Origin of the sequence: Nocardia sp. NPDC057668 (assembly GCF_042799795.1) — a bacterium.
GTDB lineage: Bacteria > Actinomycetota > Actinomycetes > Mycobacteriales > Mycobacteriaceae > Nocardia.
Window position 1 is genome coordinate 723607 of record NZ_JBHVIC010000002.1, and the last position, 26549, is coordinate 750155.

A 26549-nucleotide genomic window follows, 5' to 3' on the forward strand; every position below is an offset into this window, starting at 1 on the left:
ACAAATGCTGCGATATGTCTAGAACTCGTTTCAGTTCATTCGCGCTGTCAATCCCGCTTCCCGGCGCGCACCAGGGTGAACACCAGCTCGGTGTCCCCGATCCGCACCCGCGCCCCGTCGGCCAGGATCATGCTGTCCACCACCCGGGCGCCATCGACGTAGACGCCGTTCGAGGAGGCCAGATCCTTCAGGACGTAGGTCATGCCGTTGTCGACGATCAGCGCGTGATGGCGGCTGACCCGGCCGTCCGGCAGCGCGATGTCGTTGTCGGACAGCCGCCCGATCCGCGTGGCAGTCCCCGCGATCGGGTACACGTTGCCGTCCCGGTCCTTGAGGATGGCCTGCGGCTCGTGCCAGCTCCGATCGACGATTGTGGTGGCCCGGGTGGCCGAGGCCGCGCCCACCGAGCGCACGCTCAACGGGTCCTGGCGCAGCATGCGCGCTTCCAGTTCGCGCAGCCGGTGACCCGGGTCGATGCCGAGTTCCTCGGCCAGGGTGGAACGCACCCGGCGGGCGGCTTCGAGCGCGTCGGACTGCCGCCCGGCCATGTACAGCGCGGTGATCAGCTGCTCCCACAGCGATTCCCGCAGCGGATGCTCGCGCACCAGCAGCGCCAGCTCCGCGATCACCGCCTCGGCGCGGCCCTGCGCGATATCGGCTTCGGCGCGGGCCTCGATGACACCGATCCGCTCGTCGTCGAGGGCGACCGCGTAGGCGTCGGCGAAACCGAGCCCGCGCAGATCCGAGAGCACCGGCCCGCGCCACTGCGCCAGGGCCTCGGACAGCGACTCGGCAGCCTGGCCGAAGCGCCCGGCGGCCAGCGCCCGCAGGCCGTTCTCCCGGCGGGTCCGGAACCGGAAGACGTCGCAGGCGGCGTCGTCGACCACGATGCGATAGCCGGTGCCCATGTGCTGCAGCACGGTGCGGGCGTCGATACCGCCGTCGCGCAAGGGTTTCCGCAGATTGGAGATGATCGCGTGCAGGCTGACCCGCACGTCCGGCGGCGGCGTCTCCTCCCATACCGCCGCGGCCAGGGCGTCGACCGAGACCGGGCGGTTGGCGTTGATTGCCAGGTAGGCCAGGACAGCACGCTGCTTGGGACCGCCCAACTGCTGGGGCGTCCCGTCGATGGTGAGTTGTACCGGACCCAGCACCCCCACCATTGCGCGCACCTCGGCCATCGCCGAACTCCTCACGACCGCCCCGCGACTCTCGGTCGCCACTGTAACTTTTTCCTCGTCGCACCGCCGGTGTCCGTTACCGAATACTGTCCAAATAAGTACCGACTGATCGGATTTCTGCGCGTTCGGACTAGCCGGTGAGCTTGAAGACCTCCAGGTCGCCCAGGACGGTGACCGGGAAATTGGCCCGGACCCACGCCGTGATCGCGGCGGAGTCGGACTGCTCGGCGGCGGGGCGTGCGGGCCCCAGACGCTCGCGGGTCATGGATTGCGAACCGCCCATGGCGGATTCGGGGCCGGGGGCGTTCTCACCGGCTGCGCCCGGGCCATCCGGCGCGGACCTCTCGACCCGGTTCATCCGCGCCCCGCCCGCACCGTTCCCGGCGGGACCGGCCGCGCTCGCCGCCTCGGAGCCCTCGGCGTCACCGCCGTTCCGCCCGCGCTCGTCGCCGCCGCGCTGCCGGACCAGGTAGTAGCCGATCTCGTTGCCGGCGACGTACCGCTGGAACTGCGCCAGGGTCGGTGCGCCGTCGTGGCCGCTGAAGCCGCCCACGGCCAGTAGCGGTGCACCGGTGCGCAATTCGATCGCGCTGACATCGGAGGCGCCGACCGCGGCGGCGGCCCAGCGGGTTCCGGCCGCGGTGAGCAGATCGTCCAGGAGCGGATCGGTCGCGGGGGCCGCGCGCATCGGGCCGCGGGCCGCGCGCGGCGGGCCGGCCAGCGGGCTGCCGCCCGAATGCGGTTGGGCGACGGTCTCGACCGCGTAGGCGGTGGGACCGAGCAGACCGGTGATCACCGCGGCGGCGCCGATCACGATGCCCGCGCGGCGGAATCCGGCGGCGCTCAGCAGGGCCGCGGCCGTCAGCGCCGCGAGGGCGAGCAGGCTCCAGCGCAGCCAGGGCAGCCAGTCGGGGGTGCGGTCCAGCAGATGAAAAGTCCACAGGCCCGTGCCCAGCGCCATCGCGGCCAGGGTGAGCCGCGCGGCGAAATCGGCACGGCGCGACCACAACAGGGTGACGCCGATCCCGCACAGCGCGCCGATGGCGGGTGCGAGTTCGACACTGTAGTACGAGTGGAAGCTGCGGCTCATGTAGCTGAGCACCGCCGCCGTGACCAGCAGCCAGCCGCCCCAGAGGACGAGCGCGGCCCGCTGCCGGTCGGTGCGCGGCGCACGCCTGGTCAACCACACCCCGGCGACGAGCGCGAGCAGCGCGGCGGGCAGCAGCCAGGAGAACTCGGTGGCGAGTTCGCCGGTGAACAGGCGTGTCAGACCGGCCTGACTGCCGAATCCTTGGAAGCCACCGGCGAATTCGCCGCCGGCGGGCGGACTCGGCATCGCTGGGCGTGCCCCGCCGTTTCCGAAGACGCGGCCCAGACCGTTGTAATCCATGGCGAGTTCCCACAGGCTGTTGTCGCTGGAACCGCCGATATACGGCCGCGAATCCGCGGGCCACCACGCCACGAGCGCCACGTACCACCCGGCGGAAAGCACCACGGCCGCAGCGGCTGTCAGCAGTTTCAGCAGCCGCGCGACGAACCCGCCCGCCCCGGCGACCAGCACCACCAGCGCGAGCCCGGGCAGCACGAGGAAAGCCTGCATCATCTTGGTCAGGAAGCCCAGGCCCATCAGCACACCCGCGGCGGTCAGCCAGCCGGTGCTCGCCGAGAACCAGTGCGCGCCTTCGGCATCGATCGCGCGCACCGTGCAGTACGCCGCGGCGACGAGCAGTAGGGTGAGCAGCGCGTCGGGGTTGTCGTAGCGAAACATCATGGCAGCCACCGGGGTCAGCGCGAGCGCCAGGCCCGCCAGCAGCCCGGCCGCGGGTCCGGACCAGCGGCGGACCGCGGCCACCAGCAGCCCTACCGCCGCGACGCCCATGAGGGCCTGCGGCGCGAGCATCGACCACGAACCGAAGCCGAAGAGCCGGCCGGACAGGCCCATCACCCACAGTGCGGCGGGCGGCTTGTCGACCGTGATGGCGTTCTGCGGATCGAGCGAGGCGAACAGCAGCGCCTTCCAGCTCAGGGTGCCCGATTGCACCGCGGCCGCGTAGTACTGGTTGGTCCAGCCCGCGCCGCCCAGGCCCCACAGGTACAGCACGGCGGTCCCCGCGAGCAAGGCGGCCAGCGCGGGGCGCTCCCAGCGCGGACTGCCCTCGGGGGTGGAAATCATTGCTGCCCAGCGGGACTCACCGCTGTCGGGCCTCGCGGCCACCTCCGCCCGCACACCGGTCTCCGTCATGCCCACAGCCCTTCCCCGATCGCTCGGATTCGCATTCGGCCCAGTTCGACTCGCGGAGCCTAGATCCGCCGGTTGTGGCGAATCTGCGGCTCGGCTGCGAGTTGGCTGTGAGTGCGACGGCGACGAGAACGGGGGTCAGAGCCGGCGGGCAGGGAGGGTGAAGGCGGCGGTGCGGACGGTGTCGCCGTGCTTGAAATCCAGGAAGAGCCGGTAGGTTCCGGGACCCGGGACGACGGTGTGGAAGGTGATGTCCGGACCGGGTGCTGTCACGCCGTCGCCGGGCGCGCCGTTCGGGTGGACGTGGATGTAGGCCAGATCGCCCGCGCGCAGGATCACCAGGTGCCCGAAGGCGGCCAGGTAGGGCTGCAGGTCGGTCACGGGCTCGCCGCCCTTGCGCACGGTCAGCGTGAGCAGTTCGCCCTGCTCGGGTACGAGGTCGCCGTCCAGGGTGACGGTGTAGTCGTCGATCACCGCGACGCGATCGGGCTCGGGTACCGGCTGCGGTTCGTAGGCGCCCGCGACGGCGAAATCCGCGCCGAGGGTGATGGTCCGGCCCAGGGCACGCGGCTCGACATCGGTGAAAGCGCGGTAGGCGCCGGCCTCGGGCAGGGTGATCCGCACGGCCCAGGTGCCGTCGGGGCCCAGGGTGGGGTGCACGTGCCAGAAGCCGGTCAGCTCGCGGCGCGCGACGATGAGGTGCAGCTCGCGATCGTGGATCGGGGTGTAGTCGGTGACGGGGCGGCCGTCGGGGCCGAGAATCCGGAAGCGGAGGTCGAATTCGCCCTGGCGGACGATGGTTTCGGCCAGGTCCAGGGTGTAGCCGTCCTGGGTGATCTGCAGGCCGCCGGGCAGGCCGCCGCCGTGGGCGGCGTGCGCGCCGTGTTCGGCTGCGCCCGCATGGGCTGCGTGGGCCTCGTGTTCCGTGTGGGCAGGGGGTGCCTGGTGGCCGGCGTGACCCACGTGGTGGTCATGGCCCGCGTGGGCGGCGTTGCCGCCGTGGGCAGCGTGCGCGCCGTGCTCGGCATGCGCGTTGTGAACAGCGGGGGCCTGAGTGTGGTTGGCGTGTTCGTGGGTGGTCATGATCTCGGCCTCTCTCAACGTTCTCGGTGTTCCTACACCCAGAAAGTTAATACCCCCAGGGGGTATATGCAACCGGCGATTGAGTGACCCGGCTCACTCACCGAACCCCCTTGACCTCAACATAAGTTCAGGTACCAAGATCTCTTTCATGAGTACCGCACCCGCCACCGCCCCGGTCATCGAAGACATCGGCGCCGACCACACGGCCGATATCGCCGCTATCGAGCAGATCATCGCCAACGCTCAGACGGCGTTCAACAGCAATGACGCCGATCTGCTCGCGGCCGATTTCGCGGCGAACGCCGCGGTGGGCAACGCGGTCGGTCGCGTCATGCACGGCATCGACACCATGCGCGAAGCATCACGCGCCGGGTTCGCCGGATTCTTGAAGGACGAGTACGCGCGCTACGACGTCGCCGACATCACCTTCGTCCGGCCGGATTTGGCGCTCGCGCACAAACTCGCCTACGAGACCACTCCCACCGGCGAGCTCATCCATCCCGAGCCCGCCATGGTCGCCCTGTACGTCCTGGTCAAGGAGAACGGCCGCTGGTGGACGGTCGCCCGCCAGAACACCCTGATCCCCCGGGCCGAATGACCCGGGCCGCGTCCCGCCGAGCCCGTACACCCCTCGGCGGGGCGCGAGAACCTCACCGGGCCCGCGTCGCGAAGTCGACGCGGGCCCGGCTCGTTGTCCGCCACAGTGTTTCGACTCCGCCCAAGCCGATCCGTTGCGCGGGTGCAAAATCGGCGCACTGCGCCTCGAACAGCGTTGCCGGGCTCAGGAATTGGCACGGCGGGCGGTGCCGCGATGGGCGGACACCGTGGACGGGTCCTCGGGCCAGGCGTGTTTGGGGTAGCGACCGCGCAACTCCGCGCGGACCTGCGGCCAGCCGGTGCGCCAGAACGAGGCCAGGTCGGCCGTGACGGCGATGGGTCGCTGCGCGGGCGAGAGCAGGTGCAACGGGATCGGCGCCCGGCCGCCGGCGAGCCGCGGCGGCTCGGCCCAGCCGAAGATCTCCTGCACCTTGACCGCGAGCACCGGCACGTCGGGGGCGTAGTCGACTCGAATCTTGCTGCCGGAGGGCACTTCCAGCCGCTCGGGCGCGAGCTCCTCGAACCGCGCCGCCGCCGGCCACGGCAGCAACCGCCGCAGCGCCTGCCCCGCGTCGATCCGTTCCAGATCGGCACGCCGGGTGGCGGTGGCGAGCTCGGGTCCGAGCCAGGCTTCCGAATTCTCGAGCAGCGCGGCGTCTTCGACGTCCGGCCACGGTTCACCCAGTTCGCGATGCAGGAATCCCATCCGCTGCCGCAGCCCGAGCGCGTCGGCGTTCCACCGCAGCATGCCGAGCCCGCCGGCCGCCAGCCCCCGCCGCAGCGCGGCCGTCACCAGCCCGCGATCCGGATTCCGCAATCCCTTCTCCGACAACACGATCGCCCCGAGCCGCAGTACGGTCCGCGCGACCACGTCTCCGTCGACCCAGTCCACTTCGTCCAGGGTCCGCACCAACGACGGTGCGGCCCGCCGAGCCAGCTCCACGTCGGCCCCCGCGGCCAGCCGGACCACACCCTCGGCCCGCCCCGGATTCCGCGCGGCCCCCGCCACCGCCAGCCATTCCGAGTCCCCCAATCCCGATCCCGCGGGCAACACGACCGCCGTCCCGCCCGCCATCAGATAGCTGGCCGATCCGACTCCCCGCCGCCTCGCCAATCTCTCCGGATAGGCAAGCGCCACAACGAAAGCCGGGTCGTCTCCGAGCCCCGATCGCCGCCCCCGCACCGATCCCCCGTCGACGAGACGGGTCAGGCGATCGACCTCGCGCTTCCAGCGCGGCGGCGGGTCGGCGCGCAACGTCCGGATCGCCGCCACCAGATCGGTTTTCGGCGCGAGGGTGTCGTCGTCGAGCAGTGCCACGACTTCGGCGGCCGTGCGCGCCCCGACCTCGGCGGCGCCGTCGAGCAGGGCGCGGGCCAGGCGGGGGTGCAGGCCCAGGGCGGCCATGTCACGACCGCGCGGGGTGACCGCGCCCCAGTCTCGAACTGGGTCGACACTCGGGCTTGCGTCGGACGAATCGCGTTGTTCTATAACGCTTTCGGATTCTGACTCGGCATCGACGGCGGGAAGATCGTCCGACGCGAGCGCCAGTGCAGCCGGCAGGTTCGGTTGGGTATCTGCCGATCGCACCGTCGGCTCGACCGCCCCGAGCGCGCGGAGGGTTTCGTGGCCGACGGTCAGCGCCCCGACGGGCGGTGCGTCCCACCACGGCAGGCCGGTGCCGTCCGGTGTTCCCCAGCAGGCCAATTCGAGGGCCAGGCGGGTGAGGTCGGCGGTGCGGATCTCGGGTTCGGGGTACGCGGGCAGGGTGGCGTGCTCGTATTCGGGCCAGCAACGCCACGCGCGCCCCGGAGCCTCGCGACCGGCGCGACCGGCGCGCTGTTCGGCGACCGCCGCCGAAACCCGCACCGTGGCAAGGCCGGAGAGCCCGCGCCGGTGATCCACGCGCGGCACCCGAGCCAGTCCGGAGTCCACGACCGCTCGCACCCCCGGCACGGTGAGGCTGGATTCGGCCACGGCCGTGGACAATACGACCCGTCGTCGCGCCCCCGGCCGCAGCGCCGCGTCCTGCGCCCCCGCCGCCAGCCGCCCGTGCAACGGCACGACGTCCACGTCCCCCAGCCCGCTCAACAGCCCCGCAGTCCGCCGAATCTCCGCCGCCCCGGGCAGGAAAACCAGCACATCCCCGTCCCCGCCGGCCAGCGCCGCCCGCGTGGCCCGGGCCACCTGCGCCTCGATCCGTTCCCTGGGCAGGGCCGGAACATATTCCAGCCCAACCGGATACGCGCGCCCGGTCACCTCCACGACCGGCGCGCTCCCGCCGTCCCCGCCCAGCAGGGCCGCCAGCCGATCCGCGGCGACGGTCGCCGAGGTGGCAAGGACTCGCAGATCCGGCCGCAACCCACCCCGCGCGTCCAACAGCAGCGCCAACAACAGATCCGCGTCCAAATGCCGTTCGTGACACTCGTCCAGCACAACGGTCCCCACCCCCGCCAACTCGGGATCCCCCTGCAACCGCCGCACCAGCAACCCGGAGGTGACAACCTCCACCCGGGTCCGCCCCGAAACCCGCCGGTCCCCCCGCACGGAATACCCGACGCTCTCCCCCACCGGCTCCCCCAGCAACGCGGCCATCCGCGCGGCCGCGGCCCGCGCCGCCAGCCGCCGCGGCTCCGCCACCACGACCCGCCCACTGCTCCCCGCCGCCAAAGCCAGCGGCACCAAGGTCGTCTTCCCGGCCCCCGGCGGCGCCACCAACACCGCGGCCCCCGCGGCCCCCAGCGTCCCGACGATCTCGTCGAGCGCCCCCCGCACCGGCAGTTCAGGAAGTTCAGGAAGTTTCATCTCCACCAGTCTCCAACCCCGCCCCTACCGCCTCATCACCCCCTCTCCCCACGGTGGTTCCGACCCCGAACCGACTGTGCACGCACCACTTGCTGTCTACCGGGGCTAGAAATCGTCCTCGGCGCTGAGAATCCGTTCGATGTCGGCAGACTGCAAATACAAACGGATACGCTCTGCAAACCCGGGCGCCTGAGCTGCACGCAGAGCCTCCGGGAGAGACTTGCCCTTCTTGGGGACCCAGTACCGCAGCTGCTCCTCCATGACAGCGACGACAACCTCCGGCTGCGAGTCATCAACGAGCTGGAAGTAGTCATCCGCGCTGTAGACCTCGTAGGGCAGCTCATCGAGATTATCGAATTTGAACCCTTCGGTATCCGCTGTCAGCAGGATGTCGACGCGTCCGTGGATCGCGGCACAGTGCACATGCGCATCGAAAAGGTCGGGGTATGAGCAGGTCTTATCGATGCTGTACCCGGTGATCGCGTTGTGTTCACCGAGCGCGCCCACGATTCTTCTGCGCGTCCCGCCGACCTGGTGGTCCCCGTAGTGAGGGTTCTTCTTGCGAAGGTGATAGACCGTTTCCGCCATGATGTCCTCGGTCCAACAGACCGTGAACATACTGCCCTCGCTGTGCTGATGAAGCAGACACACCCAGTCTCGTAATGTCCTCGAGTACAAGATGTTTGCGTCCGCAAGAACTCTCTGCACCCGCCCGCTGGCCATCCGATGATGATAACGGGCGGGCTGATCACCAACGAGGGATCAGTCGAGAGCTCCCCACTCTTCCTCCAGCGCGCGCAGCTCACGAAAAGCCTTGCGTTGCCGTTCGAGCTGCGCCCGACGGTAAGCCAGCACATCCTTGCTGTAAAGGCGAGTGTGCGATCCGACCTTGTGAGACGGGATGAGCTGCTCGCGAACAAGTTTCATCAAAGATGGCCGCGATATGTCCAGCATGCTGGCGGCCACGGTGGTCGTGACCTCGGCCGGGATGCTGCCGATCGTCACAGTGCAGCCGCGACCGACGAGATCCACCAGCTTGACGACCAGCTCGGCCAGCTCCCTCGGCATCGCCAGGGTCTCTTGTGCGCCGACCCCGACGGTGATCGCGGTCGGCCCCGATTGGTGTTCGCCCAGGAAGTCACGGACGGCGCGTGCCTGTTCTGCCTCACGTGGGCTCACGGCCACGGTGGCTCGAGCACCTCGCTGTAACGCTGCCACGGTTCACTCCTTTCGGACAGCTCAGAGTTATGCCTGGTAGACACCCAGACTACTCGAGTTGCACTTATAAGTGCAACGATCTCCGGTTGCAAGTGGATCACACGGCGGTCTGCGGTTCTACCAGCGCGGGTTCCCCATGATGGCCTCGATCGCCGCGCAGCCCACGCTGATGGCAGCCACCCGCGACGGCATGCGCGCATACGACGCCGGACCGCACGCACCGGTCGAGAACTTGGCCGCCTACCTGCGCGCAGAGCAGGACCTAGGGCGCGTCAGCGCGGACACGGACGCCGACGCCATCGCCGCGCTCCTGATGGGCGCCTGCTTCCAGCAGGGGTTCCTGCGCTATGTAGCCGACGATCCCGAAGCCCCCCGATCCGCGGCGGTCGCCCTGGTGCGCCCGCTGCTCGCGCACGTGGAACAACCTCCGACCCGATGACATCCTCGTGATCGGCAGAATCGGCAGTTCACGGTGAGTCCGCCGAGGACATTTCGCGTTCGGGCGCGATCACCCGAAACCACCTCGGCCCCGGCGAGTCCGAGCCCGCACAGCACAGCGCTCCCCGCCGACCAGGCGGGGAGCGCGGACTTGCGGACCGGGACCGGTCAGAACAGGGACTGAGCCTCGGCAGCGACCACGAAACCGCGGCCGCCCGTATCGCAACGCACCCCCGACTCCATGGAGGTGCAGGCCGTTCCGCGCACGATGATCGTCTCGCCGTAGCGCAGGATCTTGCCGCCGCCCTTGTTCGAGCCGTCGGTCGGGCTGCCCACGAACATCCCCTGGCTCAGGCAGCGGAAGCGGGGGGCGCCGTTGAAGATCTCGGCGGCCACCTTCTTGTTCTCGGCGTAGCCGCAGCCGGGGAGCTCCGCGGGGACCGAGGTGACCTGGGCCAGCTGGCAGCCCACGCCGATCCCGCCGGTGTTGATGAAGCCGCACATGATGTTTCCGCTGGGCGACTGGAAGTAGAACTGGTCGCCCTGGGCGAAGTCGCGGGCGTCGACGTTCGCGTCGTCGCGGGTCGGCAGCGTGGTCGCCACCGCCGTACCCGGGGCGCCGGGGGCCGTCGCCACGGTGGTCGGGGCGGTGGCGCCCGGCGCCCCGGCGGGCACCTGATCATCGTTGCAGCCCGCGATGCCGCCCACCGCCGCGACGATCGCCAGTGCAATAACTACTGCTCGCATCTTCATCTCCCGGATTCGTTTCCACAACGACGAACACTGTTGTCTATATAGCGGGCCGAAGTGGATCGTTAGCGCCGGGCATGCCCCTGAAAATCGGGGCGGCAACGGGCGGATACCGCTGGTACAAGCTGTGTTCCGGCGGTATCGAACCCGGACTACCAGGCGAAGATGCCCGGCAGCGTCTCGTGCAGATGCGGGAAATCCTCGTCGTTGCGGATCGTCAGACTGAACATCTCGATGTCGCGCCACGGGTGCGCCCAGCGCAGCGAGTCCATCTGGAAGTAGATGTCCTCCCCGTCCGGCGAGCGCACGATAACCGTGTCGTCGTCGTAGGTCGCGGGCGGCATGGCCGTGTCCCACATCCGATCGAACAGCGGATTCGACTGGCAGGCTTCGCGGATCGTGGCGATCTGGGCCTCCGGCACGATGCCGAGCGAATTCTCCTTCAGGATGTAGACGAGCCGGTGCACGATGGTGCCCCAGTTCACCAGCATCTCCCGGGCGCGTGGGTCGGTCATCATCTGCACGATGACGTTGACGGGCTGCTCGGGTGTGCCCAGGGCGGGGTCCAGCCACGGAAACATCTCGATCGCCATGGCATTGGCGCCCAGCACGTAGTACTCGGGCACCCGGTGCAGGAACGCCGGACCGGGCATCCGGTTCATGAGGTTCAGCTCGGCGGCGGTGACCGGTTCCAGGGCGCCGGCCGCGACCGAGAGATCCTCGCCCATGACGATCGACCACACCTTGCGGCGCTTGTACCGGGGCAGACCGAGCGCGGTGCACCAGGAGCGCACGGTCGCCACCGTCGGCACCCGCTGCCCGTTCTCGTACTTCTCGAACCCTGAGCTCGACATGAACAATCGGGCGGCCACCTGCGCCTGCGTCAGTCCCTGCTCGAGCCGCTGACGCTGCATGTAGCTGCCCAGCATCTTATGTTCACTTCCGCCGGAATCGGCCGGAACGGCTCGCATCGCGTTCCCCTGTTCTTTCTCTCGTATCAGCTTTGAATACGTTGGCGCGCAATGGAACACGAGTCCTCGGCCAGCCCGTGAGCCAGCTCCAGCACCGCATCGGCCGTGGCGGCCAGCCGCAGCGCGTCCGCGTCCGGGCTCGCCACCCGCAGCGCCTCGCGCACCGCGGATCGAATCAGCAGCGCCGCTTCGACCAGGGTGTCGGCATGGGTCGCCAAGCGCATGCGCGAAATCTCTTGCGACCCTTCGACGGTGTCGTACTGTCGCGGTACGACCCGCACAATCTGCTCGGCCAGCGCGTCGGCTCGAATCAGCAGGATATCGAGATCGTCCCAAACCCGTCGCCGATCGACGGCGGTCGGATCGGGCGGACTGATCTGATCCGATTCGCGCACGATCCGGCGCGCCAGCGCGAGGAAGGCTTCGATCTCGCGCAGCCGCAGGGTGCCCGGCAGCTCGTCGGTGAGGCTGGGATCGAGCTCCCACACCCCGACGACGGTGCGACTGTGCCGCAGTAGCGAGGCCAGTAGGTCGACGACCCGATGCCCTTCTCCCGCAACGGGTCCCACGGTCAAACGAATCGCCATCCGGCGTTCGATGGCAACACAGAGCGCCGCACAGTCCCGCTGCGTGCCGCTCGCGCCAGCCATCATGCGCGCCAGCGTGCCATGCGCGGATATACGACGACTAAAGCCCAACACGGGGGAAGAGGATACGCGTTCATGCGCGCACGCCAAGTGGACACTAAGACGTAGTGCCATTTGTTCCGATTCTGCAGCACCGGGACTCGGCCCGCAGCCCGGGAGCCCACCCAAGTTGGGCGGGTCCGAGAATTTGACACATCATCGAAATCAGCGTCGGAGACAACGTCGTTCACTCGATCGCGCACACTGTCCGAGTGATGACGAACGGGCCCGCGCTGATCGTGGTGGACGCCGCCAACGTGGTCGGCTCCCGGCCCGACGGCTGGTGGCGCGATCGCGCCGGCGCGGCCCGGAGGCTGCTGACCCGGATCGCCGCCTATGCGCCGCACGAGCCCGCCGCGATCACCGTGATCCTCGAGGGCGCGGCCAAGGCGGCCGCGGATTCCGCGTTCCCGGGTCTGGACATCGTGACCGCTTCCGGCTCCGGCGACGACGCCATCGTCGCGGCGGTCGCGGCGGCGCGCGCCGCCGACGCACATCGATCCATCACCGTGGTGACCGCCGATCGCGGATTGCGCGAACGCGTAGCCGAACTCGGCGCGCGGACCGTCGGACCGGGCTGGCTGCGCGAGCGCATCGACCCCGGCGCACCGGATACGGACACCCGCCCGGCATCGTGACCTGGGCCACCTTTCACCCCTCACCGCCGACAGAAAGTGCTGGTGAGCATGAACGTACGAGTGTGCTGAAGATCAGCTGACGCGGAAAACCGAGTGATTTCTGTCGGTGTGACCCGGAATACTCGGGCCCAACCGATCAGTTGAGCGAACAGTCCCCGTCTCATCTGATGTGGCGCCGGAGCGGCAGATCCCCTCGTTCCCGGGCCACCTGCCACTCGTTCGATCACGAATACCCGGAGGTACCCGCATGCCCGCCGCTTCATCCGTCCCAGCGACCAGCGGGCGGACTCCCACGGTCATCCGGGTGCTCTCGCTCGCCACGTTCGTGGTCATCCTGAACGAGACCATCATGGTCAACGCGATTCCGCGCCTGATGGGTGATCTGCACGTCACCGAGCGCTCGGCGCAATGGGTTTCGACCGCGTTCATGCTCACCATGGCGGCGGTCATCCCGGCCACCGGCTGGTTCCTGCAGCGGGTCACCACCCGCCGCGCCTACTCGATCGCCATGGGCGTGTTCCTGTTCGGCACCGCGCTGTCCGCGATCGCGCCCACCTTCGCGATCCTGCTGGTCGGTCGCGTCATCCAGGCGGGCGGCACCGCGGTCATGATGCCGCTGCTGATGACCACGCTGATGACGGTCGTGCACGAACACGATCGCGGCCGCGTCATGGGCAACGTCACGCTCGCCATCTCGGTGGCCCCGGCCATGGGCCCGGTCATCTCGGGCCTGGTGCTGCAGATCGGTTCGTGGCGCTGGCTCTTCGTGCTCATGCTGCCCATCGCGGGCCTGGTGACCTGGCTCGGCCTGCGGCAGCTGGAGAACATCGGGGAACCGCAGACCGGCGCTCTCGATGTGTCGAGTGTGGCGTTCGCGGCGCTGGGCTTCGGCTCGCTGGTCTACGGCCTGAGCAAGTTCAGCCCCGACGACGTCACCGCTCCCGCGCTGACCGTGCTGGCCGGCGTGGCGCTCATCGTGATCTTCGGCGTCCGCCAGGTGAGCCTGCAGCGCAAGGGCACTCCGCTGCTGGACCTGCGCGTCCTGCTGGTCGGCACCTACGCCAAGGCGCTGACCCTGATGGCGATCGCGTTCCTGGCCATGCTCGGTTCGATGATCCTGCTGCCGCTGTACCTGCAGAACCTGCGCGGGCTCACCCCGCTGGAGACCGGTCTGCTGATCATGCCCGGCGGTCTGGCCATGGGCCTGCTCGGACCGACCGTCGGCCGGATCTTCGACCGTTTCGGCGGCCGGCTGCTGGTGATCCCGGGCGCCATCGGAATCACCGCCGCGCTGGCCGGATTCACGCAGATCTCCGCGTCCATGCCGTACTGGCAGCTGCTCGCGCTGCACGTGCTGTTGATGATCTCGCTGGCCGCGTCGTTCACCCCGGTCTTCACCCTGGGCCTGGGCGCGCTGCCGCCGCAGCTGTATTCGCACGGCAGCTCGATGCTGGGCACGCTGCAGCAGGTCGCGGCCGCGCTGGGCACCGCCCTCGTGGTCACCGTGATGTCCGCGCGCAGTACGTCATTGATCGAGGACGGCGCCGATCCGGTGTCCGCGCAGCTGGATGGCATGCGCCTGGCGTTCGGCGTCTCGGCCGCGCTGTCCCTGCTGGTGATCGTGGCCGCGGTCCTGCTGCCGAATCGCTCGGCCGATCCGCACGGCCACGGTGGCCCGGACGGCCCGGATGCCGAGCCGGCCACGTCCGGCGTCGACGGCCAGTCGGTCGCCGACGGGGCCGAGGCGATCACCGCCCAGGCGGCCATCGCCCCGCAGCTCGTCAAGGACTGAGCGCCGAGGCTCGATTCAGCGAACGCGCGGCACGTCGTTCGGGGTCTTCCCGAACCACGGCCGCGCGTTCTCGATTTCGGCGGCCAGTTGCAGCAGCAGGTATTCACTGCTCGGCGGGCCGACGAACTGCACGCCCAGCGGCAGACCCGATTCGGTCCAGTGCGTGGGCACGCTCATGGCGGGCCGCCCGGTGATGTTCGCGAGCTGGGTGAACGGCACCGCGGACAGGCTGGCGGTCACCAGATCGATGTAGAAGTCGATGCGGGACAGGATCTTTCCCGCGCCCAGGCGCAGCAGCGGGGGCAGCAGCGTCTCGGCGATGACGGGCGTGCGGTTCTGCCCGATGAGCAGCGGCGGCTCGGCCAGCGTCGGGGTGAGCAGCAGGTCGTACGTGCTGTGGAAATCGCCCAGCGCGCGGGTGTAGTCGTTCCAGCGCGCGTGCGAGGTGATGAGTTCGTGCGCCGGAATGGCGCGGCCCACCGCCGCCAGCACCTGGGTGTCGATGTCGAAATCGGCCGGGGAAGCGCCGCTCACCGCGCAGGCGTTCTGTAGTTCGGCCGCGGCCAGCGCGGTCCACACCTTCATGAAATCCAGGGCGAGCTGGTTGCCGTCGATGGCCGGGGCCGCGGGTTCCACGGTGTGCCCGAGTTCTTCCAGCAGCCGGGCCGCGTCCCGCACCGCTTGCACCGCCTCGGGGTCCACCGGTGTGCCCATGGGGGATTCGTGGGTGAACCCGATGCGCAGCCGTCGCGGCGGCTCGGAAACCGCGGTGCGGAAAGGGTTCTCGGGCCGGGAGATGGCGAAGGCCCCGCCCGGGTCCGGCGGTCCGAGGATGTCGAGCATGACCGCGGTGTCGCGCACGCTGCGCGAGAGCACCCCCTCGGAGACCGCGCCGAACAGCGGGTCGACGTAGTTGGGCCCGCTGGACACCAGGCCGCGCCCGGGCTTGAGCCCGAACAACCCGGTGCAGGCGGCCGGGATTCGAATCGAACCGCCGCCGTCGCTGGCACCGGCCACGGGCACGATGCCCGCCGCCACCGCCGCGGCCGAACCGCCCGAGGAGCCGCCCGGGGTCCGCCGGGGATCCCAGGGATTGCGGGTGGCGCCGAAGGTCCGCGTCTCGGTGATGGCCTTGCTGCCGAATTCCGGCGTGGTCGTCTTGCCGAAGACGACGAGTCCGGCGTCCAGCCAGCGCTGCACGGCGATGCTGTGCCGGGCCGCGCGGACCTTGCGCAGCGGGCCGGTGCCCGCGGAGGTCGGATACCCGGCGTAGTCCTGTACCAGGTCCTTGAGCAGGAACGGCACCCCGGCCAGCGGTCCCGTGCCGACGGGCCGCTCGGCGAGTTCGGCGCCGACCTCCGGCATCAGCAGGCTGATCACGTTGAGTTCCGGGTCGACCTCGGCACAGCGGTCGAGTGCGACGCGCAGCAGCTCGGCGGGCTGCACCTCGCCCTTGGCGACCAGTTCCGCCAGGCCGACCGCATCGTAGGAGCGGTATTCGTCGAACCTCATTGTTTCTTCTCCTCGTACACCCTGGGACCGGACCGCTGCGAGAAGAATAGCCGTACCGACCGGTTACGTAACCGGTTGGAACGGTAAAATTTCCCCATGGGCGATGCGGATAGGCTGCCGCGTGATGAGCGAGATGACGCGCCGGTGAGCGGCAAGAAGGTGGACGGCCGGGCGCTGCGCTTCCAGCACCGCCGCCCCGAGCTGCTCGCGGCAGCCACCGAATATGTTCTCGACCACGGCATAGGCGATCTGTCCCTGCGTCCGGCGGCCCAGGCCCTCGGTGTCAGCCACGCCACCCTTATCCGGCACTTCGCCACCAAGGATGCCCTGATCGCCGAGGTTCTGGAGCACATTCGGGACGACTTCGAACAGCGCCTGCTGGCCGGGGAGATCCGCGATATCGATTCCCCCGCCGATCGGCTGCGCGCGGCCTGGCGGCACCTGTGCCGGCCGCGCGAACAACGCCAGTTCCTGGTGCTGTTCGAACTGGTGGCCACGGCCGCGCGCACCCCGAACCGCCCGGCGGCCCGGCTGGTCACCGACTGGCTCACCGTCATCGAACGCGAACTCGCGCGGCTGGAGTGGCCCGCCGAAACCACCGTGCGCACGGCCACTTTCATCCTGGCGCAGGTACGCGGGCTCCAGCTCGATCTCATCACCACCGGCGACAGCGCCCGGGTGAACGAGGCTTTCGAGGCGACGGTCGACATGCTGACCGCGAGCCTGCCCGGGCGAACCCCGAGAAACCCCTAGTACCAGGGTAGTAGCCGAAAACAGCTCCCCGGTTCGACGCCGATCACGGGTCCGGATTCCTACCGTTGATTCATGCGCACAAGCGAATTCGAGTCCCCCGCCCGCACCGCTTCGACCCGTCCCCGCTGGCTGCGCGGTGCCGCGGCAGCCGTCGCCGCCACCGCCGCGGTGAGCTTCATCGGCGCGGCCGCGGCCGCTGCCGCCCCGGCGCCCGGCGCCGAGTGTCTATGGGCGGGAACCGGTTACGCCTCGGGCACGGGAGTCGTCGCCGGCGGTTCCGCCTACACCTGTTCCGCCGACGGCCACGGTGCGCCGGAGTGGGTGCGCGGCGCGGCGGTCGGCGGACCGAGCACGGTGGCCAATCCCGGGGCGCGCACCCGGCCCGCCGGCACCTTCAGCATCGGCGCGGTGCAGCCGGGCAGCGAGTACACCGACTACTGCGTGGGCGCGCAGCTCATCGACGGGGCCGAACAGCAGTATCGGGTGGTGGCGCAGAACGGCAACCTGTACTGGAAGGCGGCCGGGCCGATCGCGCAGTGGGCCTTCGATCCCGGCACGGGCCCGGCGCACACCACCCGGTCGGCGAGCCTGTGCCCGCAGGATCCGGCGGCATGGCCCGAGAACCCGGTGCTCTGGCAACAGAACTGACCTGCCGCGGCCGGTCGGGCCCGATCGCGCCACCCCCGGGATCTCGGTCCGTGACGTATGGAGTGTCGCGCGCCGTCCGCACGCGCATCGGCAGCCATGATGGATGCGATGTTGCCAGCGAGACGGAGGTGACTGATGGGGTTCATGAGTCGGCGCGCACTGTTGGCGTCCGCGGTGGGTCTGCCCGCGGTGCTCGCGCTGGGGTCCGCCGCCGTCGCGGCCGCGCAAGCGCCCTCGCGGCGGTACACCATGACGGCGTTCACCAATGACAGCGAGACCGATCTCTATGTCTACGAGTCGAACGACGCCATGACGTTCGACCTGGTGAAGGCGCAGGCCTACACCCCGCCGAGCGGATTGATGCGCGACCCGTGCATGTTCCGGCACACCGACGGCGTGTACTACCTGGCGTACACCACGGCCTGGGACGGGCACACCATCGGTTTCGCGCGCAGCACGGACCGGGTGACGTGGGCGCACCTGTACGACTACGAGTTCACCCTGCCCGGCGTGACCTCGGCCTGGGCCCCGGAGTGGCTCATCGACGGCGACGGGCGGATACACGTCATGGTGTCGCTGTCGGACGGGTACCGCTTCACGCCCAATCTCATGACGACCACCGACCCGTCCTCGCCCACCGCGTGGACCGAGCCCACGCCGATGATCGGACTGTGCCCCGAGCCGGGAGACGACGCCTCCTACGGGTACATCGACACGACCGTGGCCCGAATCGGCACGCGCTACTACGCCTTCACCAAGAACGAGACGACCAAGCTGATCGAACTCGCGACGGCGGATTCGCCGGTCGGCCCGTATACCTTTGTGGCCAAGGATGATTGGGCGGGGTGGGGCTCGCCCCGCGAAGGGCAGTCGGTGACCAGGCTGCCCAACGGCGGCTGGCGCATGTTCTTCGATTCCTATATCGACGAGACCTATCTCTACAGCGACAGCTACGACAATTTCCAGACCTGGAGCAAGCCGCGCGAAGTGCCGGGGCTCTCGGGGTTCATCCGGCATGTCACCGTGCTGTCCGAGGCGAGCCCGGGGGTCGCACCCGCGCCCTGAGCGGGCCGGACGCCACCGAGCCGGGCGCGCACGAGTCCGCGCGCCGCGGTTCGGTGCCGGGCCACCCGGCAAATCTAGAACGTGTTCTATATTCGGGGGGACAGTTCCGGCGATCCCCTCGGGAGTTCAGCGCATGTACCAGTGGTCCGACGAAGACCTGATGTTCCGCGACGCCCTGCGCGGCTTCATCGACAAGGAGGTCCGGCCGCACGTCGACCAGCTGGAGAGCGGCGCGCTGCCGCCGTTCGACATCATTCGCAAGCTGTACGCGACCTTCGGCCTGGACGAGATGGCCCGCGAGGGGCTGGAGAAGGCGATCGCGCGCGAGGAATCCGGCGCCACCGGCAAGGGCGGCAGCGGGTTCAGCGGGTCGGGCAGCATGGGGGTCATCCTCAACAGCGAGCTGGCCGGGATCAGCCTGGGACTGGTGGCCTCCATGGGCGTGAGCCTGGGGCTGACCGTCGGCACCATCCGCAGTCGCGGCACCCTCGCGCAGAAGAAGCGGTGGCTGCCCGAGCTGGTGACCATGGCCAAGGTCGGCGCGTGGGCGATCACCGAACCCGATTCGGGCTCGGACGCTTTCGGCGGCATGAAGTCCTACGTGCGCCGCGACGGCGCGGACTACATCCTCAACGGGCAGAAGACGTTCATCACCAACGGCCCGCACGCGGACGTGACCGTGGTCTACGCCAAGCTCGACGAGGGCGACGGCGTCGACAAGCGCGATCGCAAGGTGCTGACCTTCGTCCTGGACCGGGGCATGGAGGGGTTCACCCAGAGCGCCGCGTTCAAGAAGATGGGCATGAACTCCTCGCCCACCGGCGAGCTGTTCTTCGACAACGTCCGCATCACCCCCGATCGGCTGCTCGGTGAGACCGAGAACCCGGCCAAGGGCGATGGAAAGGACAGCGCCAAGGAGTCTTTCGCGGCCGAGCGCATCGGCATCGCGTCGCTGGCCCTGGGCATCATCAACGAATGCCACCGGCTCAGTGTGGATTACGCGAAATCCCGCAAGCTCTGGGGTAAGGAGATCGCGCAGTTCCAGCTCATCCAGCTCAAGCTGGCCGAGATGGAGATCGCGCGAATCAACGTGCAGAACATGGTGTTCAACGCGATCGAGCGCACGGCGGCGGGCAAGCCGGTCTCGCTCGCCGAGGCTTCGGCCATGAAGCTGTACTCCTCGCGCGCGGCGACCGAGGTCGCCATGGAGGCGGTCCAGTTGTTCGGCGGCAACGGGTACATGGCCGAGTACAAAGTGGAGCAGCTCGCGCGCGACGCGAAGTCGTTGATGATCTACGCGGGCAGCAACGAAATCCAGGTCACGCATATCGCGAAGGGGTTGCTCGCGCGCTAGCGCCACGACAATTCACCCCCGCAGCCCGGCGGGAGCGGGGTGTTTGCGGACCCGGGTGCGGGGTATCGCGCCGGTGAACCCATGGACGAGCGGCCGGGCCGTGCGAGCGGTGACCGAGGGGCTCAACGTGTGGGCGAACCGATGCGACGCGGGAGGTTCGAGATGCCGAAGGAATGGACCGACAAGCAGGAACGCCAGTACGAGCACATCCGCGATTCGGCCGAGGATCGCGGGACGGGCGAGAAGCGCGCGAAGGAGATCGCCGCGCGCACGGTCAACAAGAATCGCGCGCGGGCGGGGCAGACCAAGACGGCCAGCCGGACGTCTCTGGAGGGCAAGTCGCCGCAGCAGCGGGGCGGGCAGCGCTCCGGGACGCGCGGGCCGAAGGGGCTGACCCGCGATCAGCTGTACAACGAGGCCAGGCAGCGCAATATCGAGGGGCGCTCGAAGATGACGAAGGCACAGCTGGCCAAGGCTCTCGGAAAGAGCTGATCCGCGCCGGGTGCTGCCCGACGCGGATCAGCCGGCGATCAGCGGCTGCCGATCGGCTGATTCAGGAAGGCGGCGAGTTCGCCGCCGATGATCGACACCCATTCGCCCCAGGTGGCGGGGTTCAGGGTCATCGAGCCGACGTCGGTGAGCTGACAGCCGCCGGCGGTGGGCTTGCCGGCGAAGCGGTCGCGCATCCACATCGTGGCGCTCGGGAGGGCGATGGCCTCCAGGCTCAGGTGTTCGCTGGCGTGGTCGCGGGTGTAGGTGATGTTCGCGTTCGGGTCCTGGCAGTACGTGCCGTAGAGCGTGTTCACCGGGCCGACGGGGACGAGCCAGTCCATGTTGGCCTGATAGAGGAAGACCGGCATGTCGGGCACCGACTTGCCCATGCGAGTGCGGTCGAGCACCGTCTGGGCGGCGGGGGCCAGCAGCGGATCACCCGGGGTGGTGAACAGGCCCTTCAGATTCATGAACGGCAGCGAGGCCGCCTGATAGACCACGCACAGTCGATCCTTGGCGGCCAGCAGGAACTGGCCGAGCGGGTTGGTGTTCTCGCGCAGGAAGGCCGCGAATTCCGGCTCCTCGTGCGCCAATCCGATGACGCCCGCCAGCACGAGCCCCGAGGCGGCGTTGTTGTTGGCCAGGTCCACGAGCGCACCGAGATCGGCGTCGGTGCCGCCGGAGGTCGCACCGACGATATTCAGTTCCGGCGCATAGGTTTTGCGCATTTCCGCGGCCCACATGGTGGGGACCGAGCCGCCGGAGTAGCCCATCATGCCGACCTGGGTCGCGGCGCCGTCCAGGCCGAGCGGCTCGAAGTTCTCGGCGGCTCGAATGCCGTCCAGGGCAATGCGTCCGGCGAGCGGGCCGTGGGCGAAGGCGGCGTTCGGGCCCTGATGGTCGGGCACCACCACCGCCCAGCCCTGCTGTAGCGCGACCTGGACTTCGAGGAAGGCGATGGAGGCGACGGCCTGGCCGGTGACGAATCCGGGGACCGCCCACTGCTGGATCGCGTAGGACGAGGCGCAGTACTGGCCCGTCGAGTCCTCGGCCATGTGGTAGGACAACAGGTTTCGCGTTCCGCGCGGTACTTCGCCGCGCGGCTTCAACAGGGTCGCGACCGCGCCGATGGGCTGGTCGCGGCTGTCGTTGGAGCGGTACGAGACCTGCCAGGCGTCGACGTTGAGCGGGAGCACGTTGTAGGTCGCCACGTTGACCTGGCGGGCGGCGATGATCTCACCGGGGGCCTTGGCCGCCACCGCGTCGGCGGGCGGGCGGTAGAAGGTGTCGAACTCCGGGATGACCGGTGAGCTCAGGAACGGCGGGGCGGGTTGCACGGGGCCGTCGTAGGGAGCCGCGACCGCGGCCGGAACCGCCGTCGCCATCGTCGCGGCGATCAGGGCGAGCACGAGTGCGCCGGCCGATCGTCGTGATCGTGTTGCGTTCCCCCGTCGCGGTCGCCAGTTCCATGCGGCCATATCGCGTACACCCCAGCATCATTGTTGGACACGAGCATCTAAGATGTGGTGCACATTACCCAGCCGGGTGGATCGGGCACAAGTCACAGACGGATGCGTCTAAAACATGGTTTCGCGCGCACGAAAAAGGGGCGTCCCGGTGCGGGACGCCCCTTTCGATACTCGGGTGTCGCGGGGTCGCGCTCGGTCAGCCGGCCGGTTGCCGAGCGTTCTCCGTGATCGGCCGAATCAGAACGCCGGCACGTCGCTGGTGCTGGCGTTGCCGCCGACCGAGGGCTTCAGCGTGATCTCCCAGTCGGAGTCGGCGTCGAAGGAGTCGTCGAACTTCTGGAAGTCCTTGTCGCGGGTGAAGCCGAGCGCGGCCTGATCCCAGTCGGTGCCGGTCTTGAGGTACACGTAGTACGTACCGGCGATGCCCTCGAGCGTGGCCTTGGAGTTGCCCTGCACGTAGATCGTGGCCTGCGGCGACGACGGGCTGCCGTTCGTGACGACGATGGCGTAGTCCTTGCTGTTGCCGTTGTCGATCTCCAGCGTGCCGGTGCCGTTCAGCCCGGCCTGCTGCACGATCGCGCCGTTCTCCGCGCGCCGGTTCTGCAGCGGCGCGGCCGGTGCGGTCGACTTCGCGGATGTGGTGGTAGCAGCGGCCTTGGTGGTGGTCGACTTGGCCGTCGTCCCGTCCGACCCGTTGCACCCCGCCACCAGTACCGCGACGACCGCGACGGCACCAACGAGCCAGCTTCTCTTGGACATTGTCTTCCCCACCTTCGAACTCGCAGCGCCGGAACGACGCTCACGCTCACTTCTCACGCGCAAATAGCTACCACAGCTTCCCGACAAGTCCGCCGATCCGCAAGTCCTTTGAAACGGGGTGGTTCGCCGGTTCGCCGCAGGTGAGCGGGCGCGCCGAATCAGTAGGCGAGGCAGGCGGAGCCGAGGTTCACGCCGGTGCCGATGTCGACCGGCTGCCGGATCTGAGCGGTCGCGCCGGGCTGGAAGGCGTAGATGTAGGTGGGCTTCGTGGAGGTGGGGGTCCAGGTCACTTTCGCCTCGCCGCCGACGGGCTGGGCGTCGGCGAAACCGGAGGGGCCCTGGCCTTCTTCGTAGAAGTAGACCCGCTTGCTGTTGTCGTCGACGGTGGCGGTGATCGTGTAGGAGCAGCCTGTGCCCTGGCTGTGGAGGCCGAGTGTGAGGCCGGGGGCGATCGCGATGCCGGTCACCGTGGCCGAGGCGGTGGGGGCGGCAAGAATGCTCGCGCACGCGGCGGCGGTGAGCGCTGCCGCGCCCATTGCAATGCAAATTCCGCTGCTCTGCTTCATATTTCGTGTCATTGCTGGTGACCCTCCTGCGCCCTGCGCCCGAAACGCCATGCCCGGAAACCTGTTCGAATATCGGTCGGTTCCCGAACCTATGCCTCGACATGAGGAGACCACCATCGGACACATGCCCTATTCTCTCCGCGGTTCGCCCGAGGCGGGCGCGGAGCCTCTCGCGCCGATCCACGACCGGCTCCGGTTTCACACCTGGAGAAGATCCCCCACCTACTGCCGGAAGAACGAGCTCGCCACCGGCGCATTCAGGTGATACTCCCATGGTGAGTCATCGAAGCAGGTTGTGTCACTTCGTGATCGATGTCGACGATCTGGAGCACGGGATCGCGTTCTGGGGCGCGGTACTCGGTGCAGCCGAGGAACCGATTGCCCCGCAGAGCCGCCAAATCTACCGCCGCCTACTGCTACCCGATTCCGAGGTTCGAATTCTCCTGCAGGCCACTGCCGACAGGAAGGTCGCGAAAGAGCGTATGCACCTGGATATCGAGACGGACGACGTCGAAGCCGAACTCCAGCGGCTCGTCGCCCTGGGAGCGTCTCCTTGGGATCACCAGCATGAGCGCGGCTACGACTTCTGGGCGCTGCGTGATCCATGGGGCAACGAGTTCTGCATTCTGCAAACAGAATTCCCCCACCTGCTCATCGCTCGACCGCCCTGGGACCAAGGCGCAGCCGCTCTACCGCAGCCGGTCGAGGATTCCCTGACCGATGCGTCCACAGGGGTGGATCAGGAACCACGATCGCTACGCCCGATCACCATGTCGAAGCCGACAGACATGTCCGACAAGAGTCGAGAGCAGCGGGAAAGAGCCGCACGGCGTATGGCGTCGCTGGCTCGAGCCAGGACTCGCATCCACTCGGCGCGTGTGGCGGCCGGTCCCGATATCGCAAGTCCGCCGGAGCCTCCTCGGAAGAGACGACATCTGGCCTACGCGATCCTGTCCGCCGTTCTCGCATTCACGCTCTTGTGCTCGGGGATCCTCTGGCCCGACGAGCTCAGCTCGACCGGCACCCGAATAGCCTCTGCGGTCATCGGTTTCGTCTTTGCGCTGACCCTTGCCGGTTGCGCGAAGTGGCAGTTCCGGAAATACGCGCGGCGCCCACCGGCCGAACAAGAGTGACCGGTGGGCAGGAGCGACGACCGCCATGGGCGGCTTCAGCAGGCGGAGCCGAGGCCTATGCCGGCCGACGGATCAGGGCCGACCGCAGAGCGGTCGGCTATGCTCCGCCGGTGAAAAGCTGTGCCCGGGCGCCGATTCGGTCGTCGGCATCCGGGCACGGGATTCAGGCCGAGCGGAACTAGCGGAACGGGATGATGTCGGCCAGGCGGCCGTCGCGGACCTTGTTGACCCACTCGGGGTCGGCGAGGAGGGCGCGGCCTACCGCCACCAGGTCGAACTCGCCGCGGGCGAACTGGTCGCGCAGGACCGAGAAGCGCTGGGCCTGGGTCTCGTCGATTCCGTCGCCGAGGAAGACCTTGTCCACGCCTACCGAGCCGACGGTGATGACCGGGAGGCCGGTCACCTTCTTGGTCCAGCCCGCGAGGCTGACATCCTCGGCGTGCGTGGTGAATTCGGGGACCCAGTGGCGGCGGACCGAGGCGTGGAAGACGTCAACGCCCGCGTCGACCAGCGGGGTGAGGAGTTCCTCGAGCTCGCCGGGGGTTTCGGCGATGCGGGCGGTGTAGTCGTCGCCCTTCCACTGGGAGAAGCGGTAGATGATGGGGAAGGCGGGGCCGACGGCCTCGCGCACCGCGGCCACGACGCGGGCGGGGAACGCCGCGCGCTGCCGCAGCGGGCCGCCGTACTCGTCCGTGCGGAGATTGGTTGTCCCCCAGAAGAATTGGTCGAGCAGGTAGCCGTGCGCGCCGTGCACCTCGATGCCGTCGAAGCCGAGCTGCTGGGCCAGCAGCGCCGACTCCACGTAGGACTCGATGAGCGTGTCGAGGTCGTCGTTCGTGAGGGCCCGCCCGACCGGCTTGCCGCTGGCCTTCACCCCGGACGGGCTGACCGTCGGAACCTCCGGCTCGAACTTGGGGCTGCCGCCGCGCGAAGCGCCCATATGCCACAGCTGCGGAACGATGGCCGATCCCTGCGCGTGCACCGCGTCCACGACCTCGCGCCATCCTGCGGCGCTCTCCTCGCCGTAGAAATGCGGCACGGCCAGATCGGGCCCGGCGGCCGGCCCCCGGACGTACGTCCCCTCGGTGATGATCAGGCCGACTCCGCCGGCGGCATGGTCGCGGTAGTAGCCGATGTTCTCCGCGTTAGGCACCCCACCCGGCGACTTGCTCCGCGTCATCGGGGCCATCGCGAACCGGTTCCGCAACCGCAACCCACCCACCTGGACCTCTTCGAACAGCTCGTCCAGCGCGAGCGAGGGTCCCCCGGCCGATTCCTGTGACATACGCAAACTTCCTTCCAACTCGCCAACGCGGCTCCCAATTCCCGAACGCCGCCCTCCGCCGGAGCATTCCCCGTTGCCGAACGCCGTGTCACCGGGCCGAGGCGGGGCGACTCGAATTCCAGGGGCTCGCACCGCTTCGAGCACCACCGTTGACATTAATACTCACATGCTTATCATCTACATGTGCGTATGAAATCGAGCGGCGCACCCGATCGGAGCGAAACATGAACCCCGAACAGCACTTTTCCCCCGATACCGTGTTCCTGCCGTGGGTCGACGGCCCGCGCCGAGACCACGCCGGCCCGGTGTTCGTCAGCGTCACCGACTTTCACGCGGATACCGGGGACGATGCCCGTCGCATCTACGAAACCGGCTCGGAGCTGGGCAGGACCTGGCCCGTCATGCAGGGTGCGGTCGGGTTGTGGCTGTGGGGCAGGCCCGGCGAGCGGCGCGGCGGCTCGATTTCGGTGTGGGAGTCCGAGCGCGATATGCGCCGCTTCGTGCGCTGGCCGGTGCACGCGGCGATCGTGGGCGAGTGGCGCGGGCGGATCGGCGTCGAGGTCGACTCCTGGCACGCCGCGCTTTTCGATCCCGCGCCGGTCTTGCTCCGTGCCCGCGACACCATCGATCGCCCCCGGCGCGACGCCGCCTAGTCTGTCCCCATGACCGCACAGCGCCCCGACCTGGCCGCGATGATCGTGCCGCTCGGTCGGGCGCTACTGGCCGCCGAACGCCCGATTCTGGACGACCACGATCTGTCGATGTGGGCCTACATCGTCCTGCAGGCCCTGCACGACCGCCCGGCCCGCGGCCAGGGCGCGCTGGCCCAGGAAATCGGCGCCGACAAGACCCGGATCATCGCGGTGCTGGACGACCTCCAGTCCCGCTCCCTGATAGACCGCTATCCGGACCCCGCCGATCGCCGCGCCCGCCTCCTGTCCCTCACCGCCTCCGGCGAGGCCCTCCGCAAAAAGGTCCGGTCCGCCATCCGAGCCCACGAGGACCGCCTCCTGAACACCCTGTCCCCCACCGACCGCCGCGGCTTCCTCAACGCCCTGACCGCCCTCTCGAGCCGGGCACAGTCCGACTGACCATCTACGCCCCGGGTTCCACTGCG

26 protein-coding genes are annotated in these 26549 nt (G+C 69.0%); 12 read left to right on the forward strand and 14 right to left on the reverse strand.

The genetic code is table 11. The annotated features are described in order from the left end of the window. Positions 1-47: 47 nt before the first annotated feature. The 3 genes from ACFVBH_RS16110 to ACFVBH_RS16120 form a co-directional block, all read right to left on the reverse strand. On the reverse strand, positions 48-1181 hold the full coding sequence (locus ACFVBH_RS16110; RefSeq protein WP_354989392.1) for a BTAD domain-containing putative transcriptional regulator: 1134 nt from the start codon (positions 1179-1181) through the stop codon (positions 48-50). 130 nt (positions 1182-1311) lie between these two features. Continuing rightward, the gene (locus ACFVBH_RS16115; protein ID WP_379002258.1) at positions 1312-3423 is read right to left on the reverse strand and encodes a glycosyltransferase family 39 protein; all 2112 of its coding nucleotides are present in this window, start codon (positions 3421-3423) and stop codon (positions 1312-1314) included. A 135-nt stretch (positions 3424-3558) separates the two neighbouring features. Continuing rightward, positions 3559-4503 (reverse strand): hypothetical protein, encoded by a 945-nt coding sequence (locus ACFVBH_RS16120; RefSeq protein WP_379002259.1) that lies wholly within the window; start codon positions 4501-4503, stop codon positions 3559-3561. A gap of 148 nt (positions 4504-4651) precedes the next feature. Between ACFVBH_RS16120 and ACFVBH_RS16125 the strand changes: the two genes are divergently transcribed. Then, positions 4652-5101, forward strand: a complete 450-nt coding sequence (locus ACFVBH_RS16125; protein ID WP_354989395.1) for an SgcJ/EcaC family oxidoreductase — start codon at positions 4652-4654, stop codon at positions 5099-5101. Between the two features lie 183 nt (positions 5102-5284). Here the strand turns inward: ACFVBH_RS16125 and ACFVBH_RS16130 are convergent, their stop codons facing one another. The 3 genes from ACFVBH_RS16130 to ACFVBH_RS16140 all read right to left on the reverse strand — a co-directional run bounded on the left by ACFVBH_RS16130 (position 5285) and on the right by ACFVBH_RS16140 (position 9121). Then, the gene (locus ACFVBH_RS16130; protein WP_379002260.1) at positions 5285-7903 is read right to left on the reverse strand and encodes an ATP-dependent RNA helicase; all 2619 of its coding nucleotides are present in this window, start codon (positions 7901-7903) and stop codon (positions 5285-5287) included. A 105-nt stretch (positions 7904-8008) separates the two neighbouring features. Further along, complete coding sequence (locus ACFVBH_RS16135; RefSeq protein WP_379002261.1) at positions 8009-8626, reverse strand: PIN domain-containing protein; 618 nt, start codon at positions 8624-8626, stop codon at positions 8009-8011. 39 nt (positions 8627-8665) lie between these two features. Next, entirely contained in the window at positions 8666-9121 is a 456-nt protein-coding gene (locus tag ACFVBH_RS16140) for a helix-turn-helix domain-containing protein (protein WP_379002262.1), read from the reverse strand. 136 nt (positions 9122-9257) lie between these two features. On the opposite strand from ACFVBH_RS16140, the gene ACFVBH_RS16145 reads away from it, so the two are divergent. Then, positions 9258-9560, forward strand: a complete 303-nt coding sequence (locus ACFVBH_RS16145) for a hypothetical protein (protein ID WP_379002264.1) — start codon at positions 9258-9260, stop codon at positions 9558-9560. Positions 9561-9727: 167 nt separating this feature from the next. Here ACFVBH_RS16145 and ACFVBH_RS16150 read toward each other — a convergent pair whose 3' ends face one another. The 3 genes from ACFVBH_RS16150 to ACFVBH_RS16160 form a co-directional block, all read right to left on the reverse strand. Then, a complete protein-coding gene (locus ACFVBH_RS16150) occupies positions 9728-10312 on the reverse strand; it encodes a hypothetical protein (protein ID WP_379002265.1) in 585 nt (194 codons plus the stop codon). A gap of 149 nt (positions 10313-10461) precedes the next feature. Then, positions 10462-11238 (reverse strand): helix-turn-helix domain-containing protein, encoded by a 777-nt coding sequence (locus ACFVBH_RS16155; protein ID WP_354989401.1) that lies wholly within the window; start codon positions 11236-11238, stop codon positions 10462-10464. Positions 11239-11306: 68 nt separating this feature from the next. Further along, positions 11307-12041: a hypothetical protein gene (locus ACFVBH_RS16160; RefSeq protein ID WP_354989402.1), complete on the reverse strand. Its 735-nt coding sequence runs from the start codon at positions 12039-12041 to the stop codon at positions 11307-11309. A gap of 140 nt (positions 12042-12181) precedes the next feature. Here ACFVBH_RS16160 and ACFVBH_RS16165 point away from each other — a divergent pair, with 140 nt between their 5' ends. Beyond that, entirely contained in the window at positions 12182-12604 is a 423-nt protein-coding gene (locus ACFVBH_RS16165) for a hypothetical protein (protein ID WP_379002267.1), read from the forward strand. A 247-nt stretch (positions 12605-12851) separates the two neighbouring features. Beyond that, positions 12852-14396, forward strand: coding sequence for an MDR family MFS transporter (locus ACFVBH_RS16170; protein ID WP_379002268.1), 1545 nt, complete (start codon positions 12852-12854; stop codon positions 14394-14396). Positions 14397-14411: 15 nt separating this feature from the next. Here ACFVBH_RS16170 and ACFVBH_RS16175 read toward each other — a convergent pair whose 3' ends face one another. Then, positions 14412-15908 (reverse strand): amidase, encoded by a 1497-nt coding sequence (locus ACFVBH_RS16175; protein ID WP_379002269.1) that lies wholly within the window; start codon positions 15906-15908, stop codon positions 14412-14414. 96 nt (positions 15909-16004) lie between these two features. Between ACFVBH_RS16175 and ACFVBH_RS16180 the strand changes: the two genes are divergently transcribed. From ACFVBH_RS16180 to ACFVBH_RS16200, 5 genes are all read left to right on the forward strand, one after another. Next, the gene (locus ACFVBH_RS16180; protein WP_379002270.1) at positions 16005-16661 is read left to right on the forward strand and encodes a TetR/AcrR family transcriptional regulator; all 657 of its coding nucleotides are present in this window, start codon (positions 16005-16007) and stop codon (positions 16659-16661) included. A gap of 72 nt (positions 16662-16733) precedes the next feature. Further along, positions 16734-17309, forward strand: coding sequence for a hypothetical protein (locus ACFVBH_RS16185; RefSeq protein ID WP_379002271.1), 576 nt, complete (start codon positions 16734-16736; stop codon positions 17307-17309). Between the two features lie 135 nt (positions 17310-17444). Further along, the gene (locus ACFVBH_RS16190) at positions 17445-18374 is read left to right on the forward strand and encodes a glycoside hydrolase (protein ID WP_354989578.1); all 930 of its coding nucleotides are present in this window, start codon (positions 17445-17447) and stop codon (positions 18372-18374) included. Positions 18375-18507: 133 nt separating this feature from the next. Then, positions 18508-19728 (forward strand): acyl-CoA dehydrogenase family protein, encoded by a 1221-nt coding sequence (locus ACFVBH_RS16195; RefSeq protein ID WP_354989579.1) that lies wholly within the window; start codon positions 18508-18510, stop codon positions 19726-19728. A gap of 162 nt (positions 19729-19890) precedes the next feature. Continuing rightward, complete coding sequence (locus tag ACFVBH_RS16200; RefSeq protein WP_354989580.1) at positions 19891-20220, forward strand: plasmid stabilization protein; 330 nt, start codon at positions 19891-19893, stop codon at positions 20218-20220. A 38-nt stretch (positions 20221-20258) separates the two neighbouring features. On the opposite strand, the gene ACFVBH_RS16205 is transcribed toward ACFVBH_RS16200, so the two are convergent. From ACFVBH_RS16205 to ACFVBH_RS16215, 3 genes are all read right to left on the reverse strand, one after another. Beyond that, positions 20259-21698, reverse strand: coding sequence for a lipase family protein (locus tag ACFVBH_RS16205; RefSeq protein WP_379002272.1), 1440 nt, complete (start codon positions 21696-21698; stop codon positions 20259-20261). A gap of 228 nt (positions 21699-21926) precedes the next feature. Beyond that, the gene (locus tag ACFVBH_RS16210; protein ID WP_354989582.1) at positions 21927-22448 is read right to left on the reverse strand and encodes a hypothetical protein; all 522 of its coding nucleotides are present in this window, start codon (positions 22446-22448) and stop codon (positions 21927-21929) included. A 158-nt stretch (positions 22449-22606) separates the two neighbouring features. After that, entirely contained in the window at positions 22607-22984 is a 378-nt protein-coding gene (locus ACFVBH_RS16215) for a hypothetical protein (RefSeq protein ID WP_379002273.1), read from the reverse strand. Positions 22985-23319: 335 nt separating this feature from the next. Here ACFVBH_RS16215 and ACFVBH_RS16220 point away from each other — a divergent pair, with 335 nt between their 5' ends. Continuing rightward, positions 23320-24147 carry a VOC family protein gene (locus ACFVBH_RS16220; protein ID WP_379002274.1) on the forward strand — a complete coding sequence of 276 codons (828 nt, stop codon included), beginning with the start codon at positions 23320-23322 and terminating at the stop codon, positions 24145-24147. A 178-nt stretch (positions 24148-24325) separates the two neighbouring features. Here ACFVBH_RS16220 and ACFVBH_RS16225 read toward each other — a convergent pair whose 3' ends face one another. Further along, positions 24326-25432, reverse strand: coding sequence for an NADH:flavin oxidoreductase (locus tag ACFVBH_RS16225; RefSeq protein WP_379002275.1), 1107 nt, complete (start codon positions 25430-25432; stop codon positions 24326-24328). A 224-nt stretch (positions 25433-25656) separates the two neighbouring features. Between ACFVBH_RS16225 and ACFVBH_RS16230 the strand changes: the two genes are divergently transcribed. Together ACFVBH_RS16230 and ACFVBH_RS16235 are read left to right on the forward strand one after the other, a co-directional pair. Further along, the gene (locus ACFVBH_RS16230) at positions 25657-26085 is read left to right on the forward strand and encodes a hypothetical protein (RefSeq protein ID WP_379002276.1); all 429 of its coding nucleotides are present in this window, start codon (positions 25657-25659) and stop codon (positions 26083-26085) included. Positions 26086-26094: 9 nt separating this feature from the next. Next, complete coding sequence (locus ACFVBH_RS16235; protein WP_379002277.1) at positions 26095-26523, forward strand: MarR family winged helix-turn-helix transcriptional regulator; 429 nt, start codon at positions 26095-26097, stop codon at positions 26521-26523. The last annotated feature ends 26 nt before the right edge of the window (positions 26524-26549 follow it).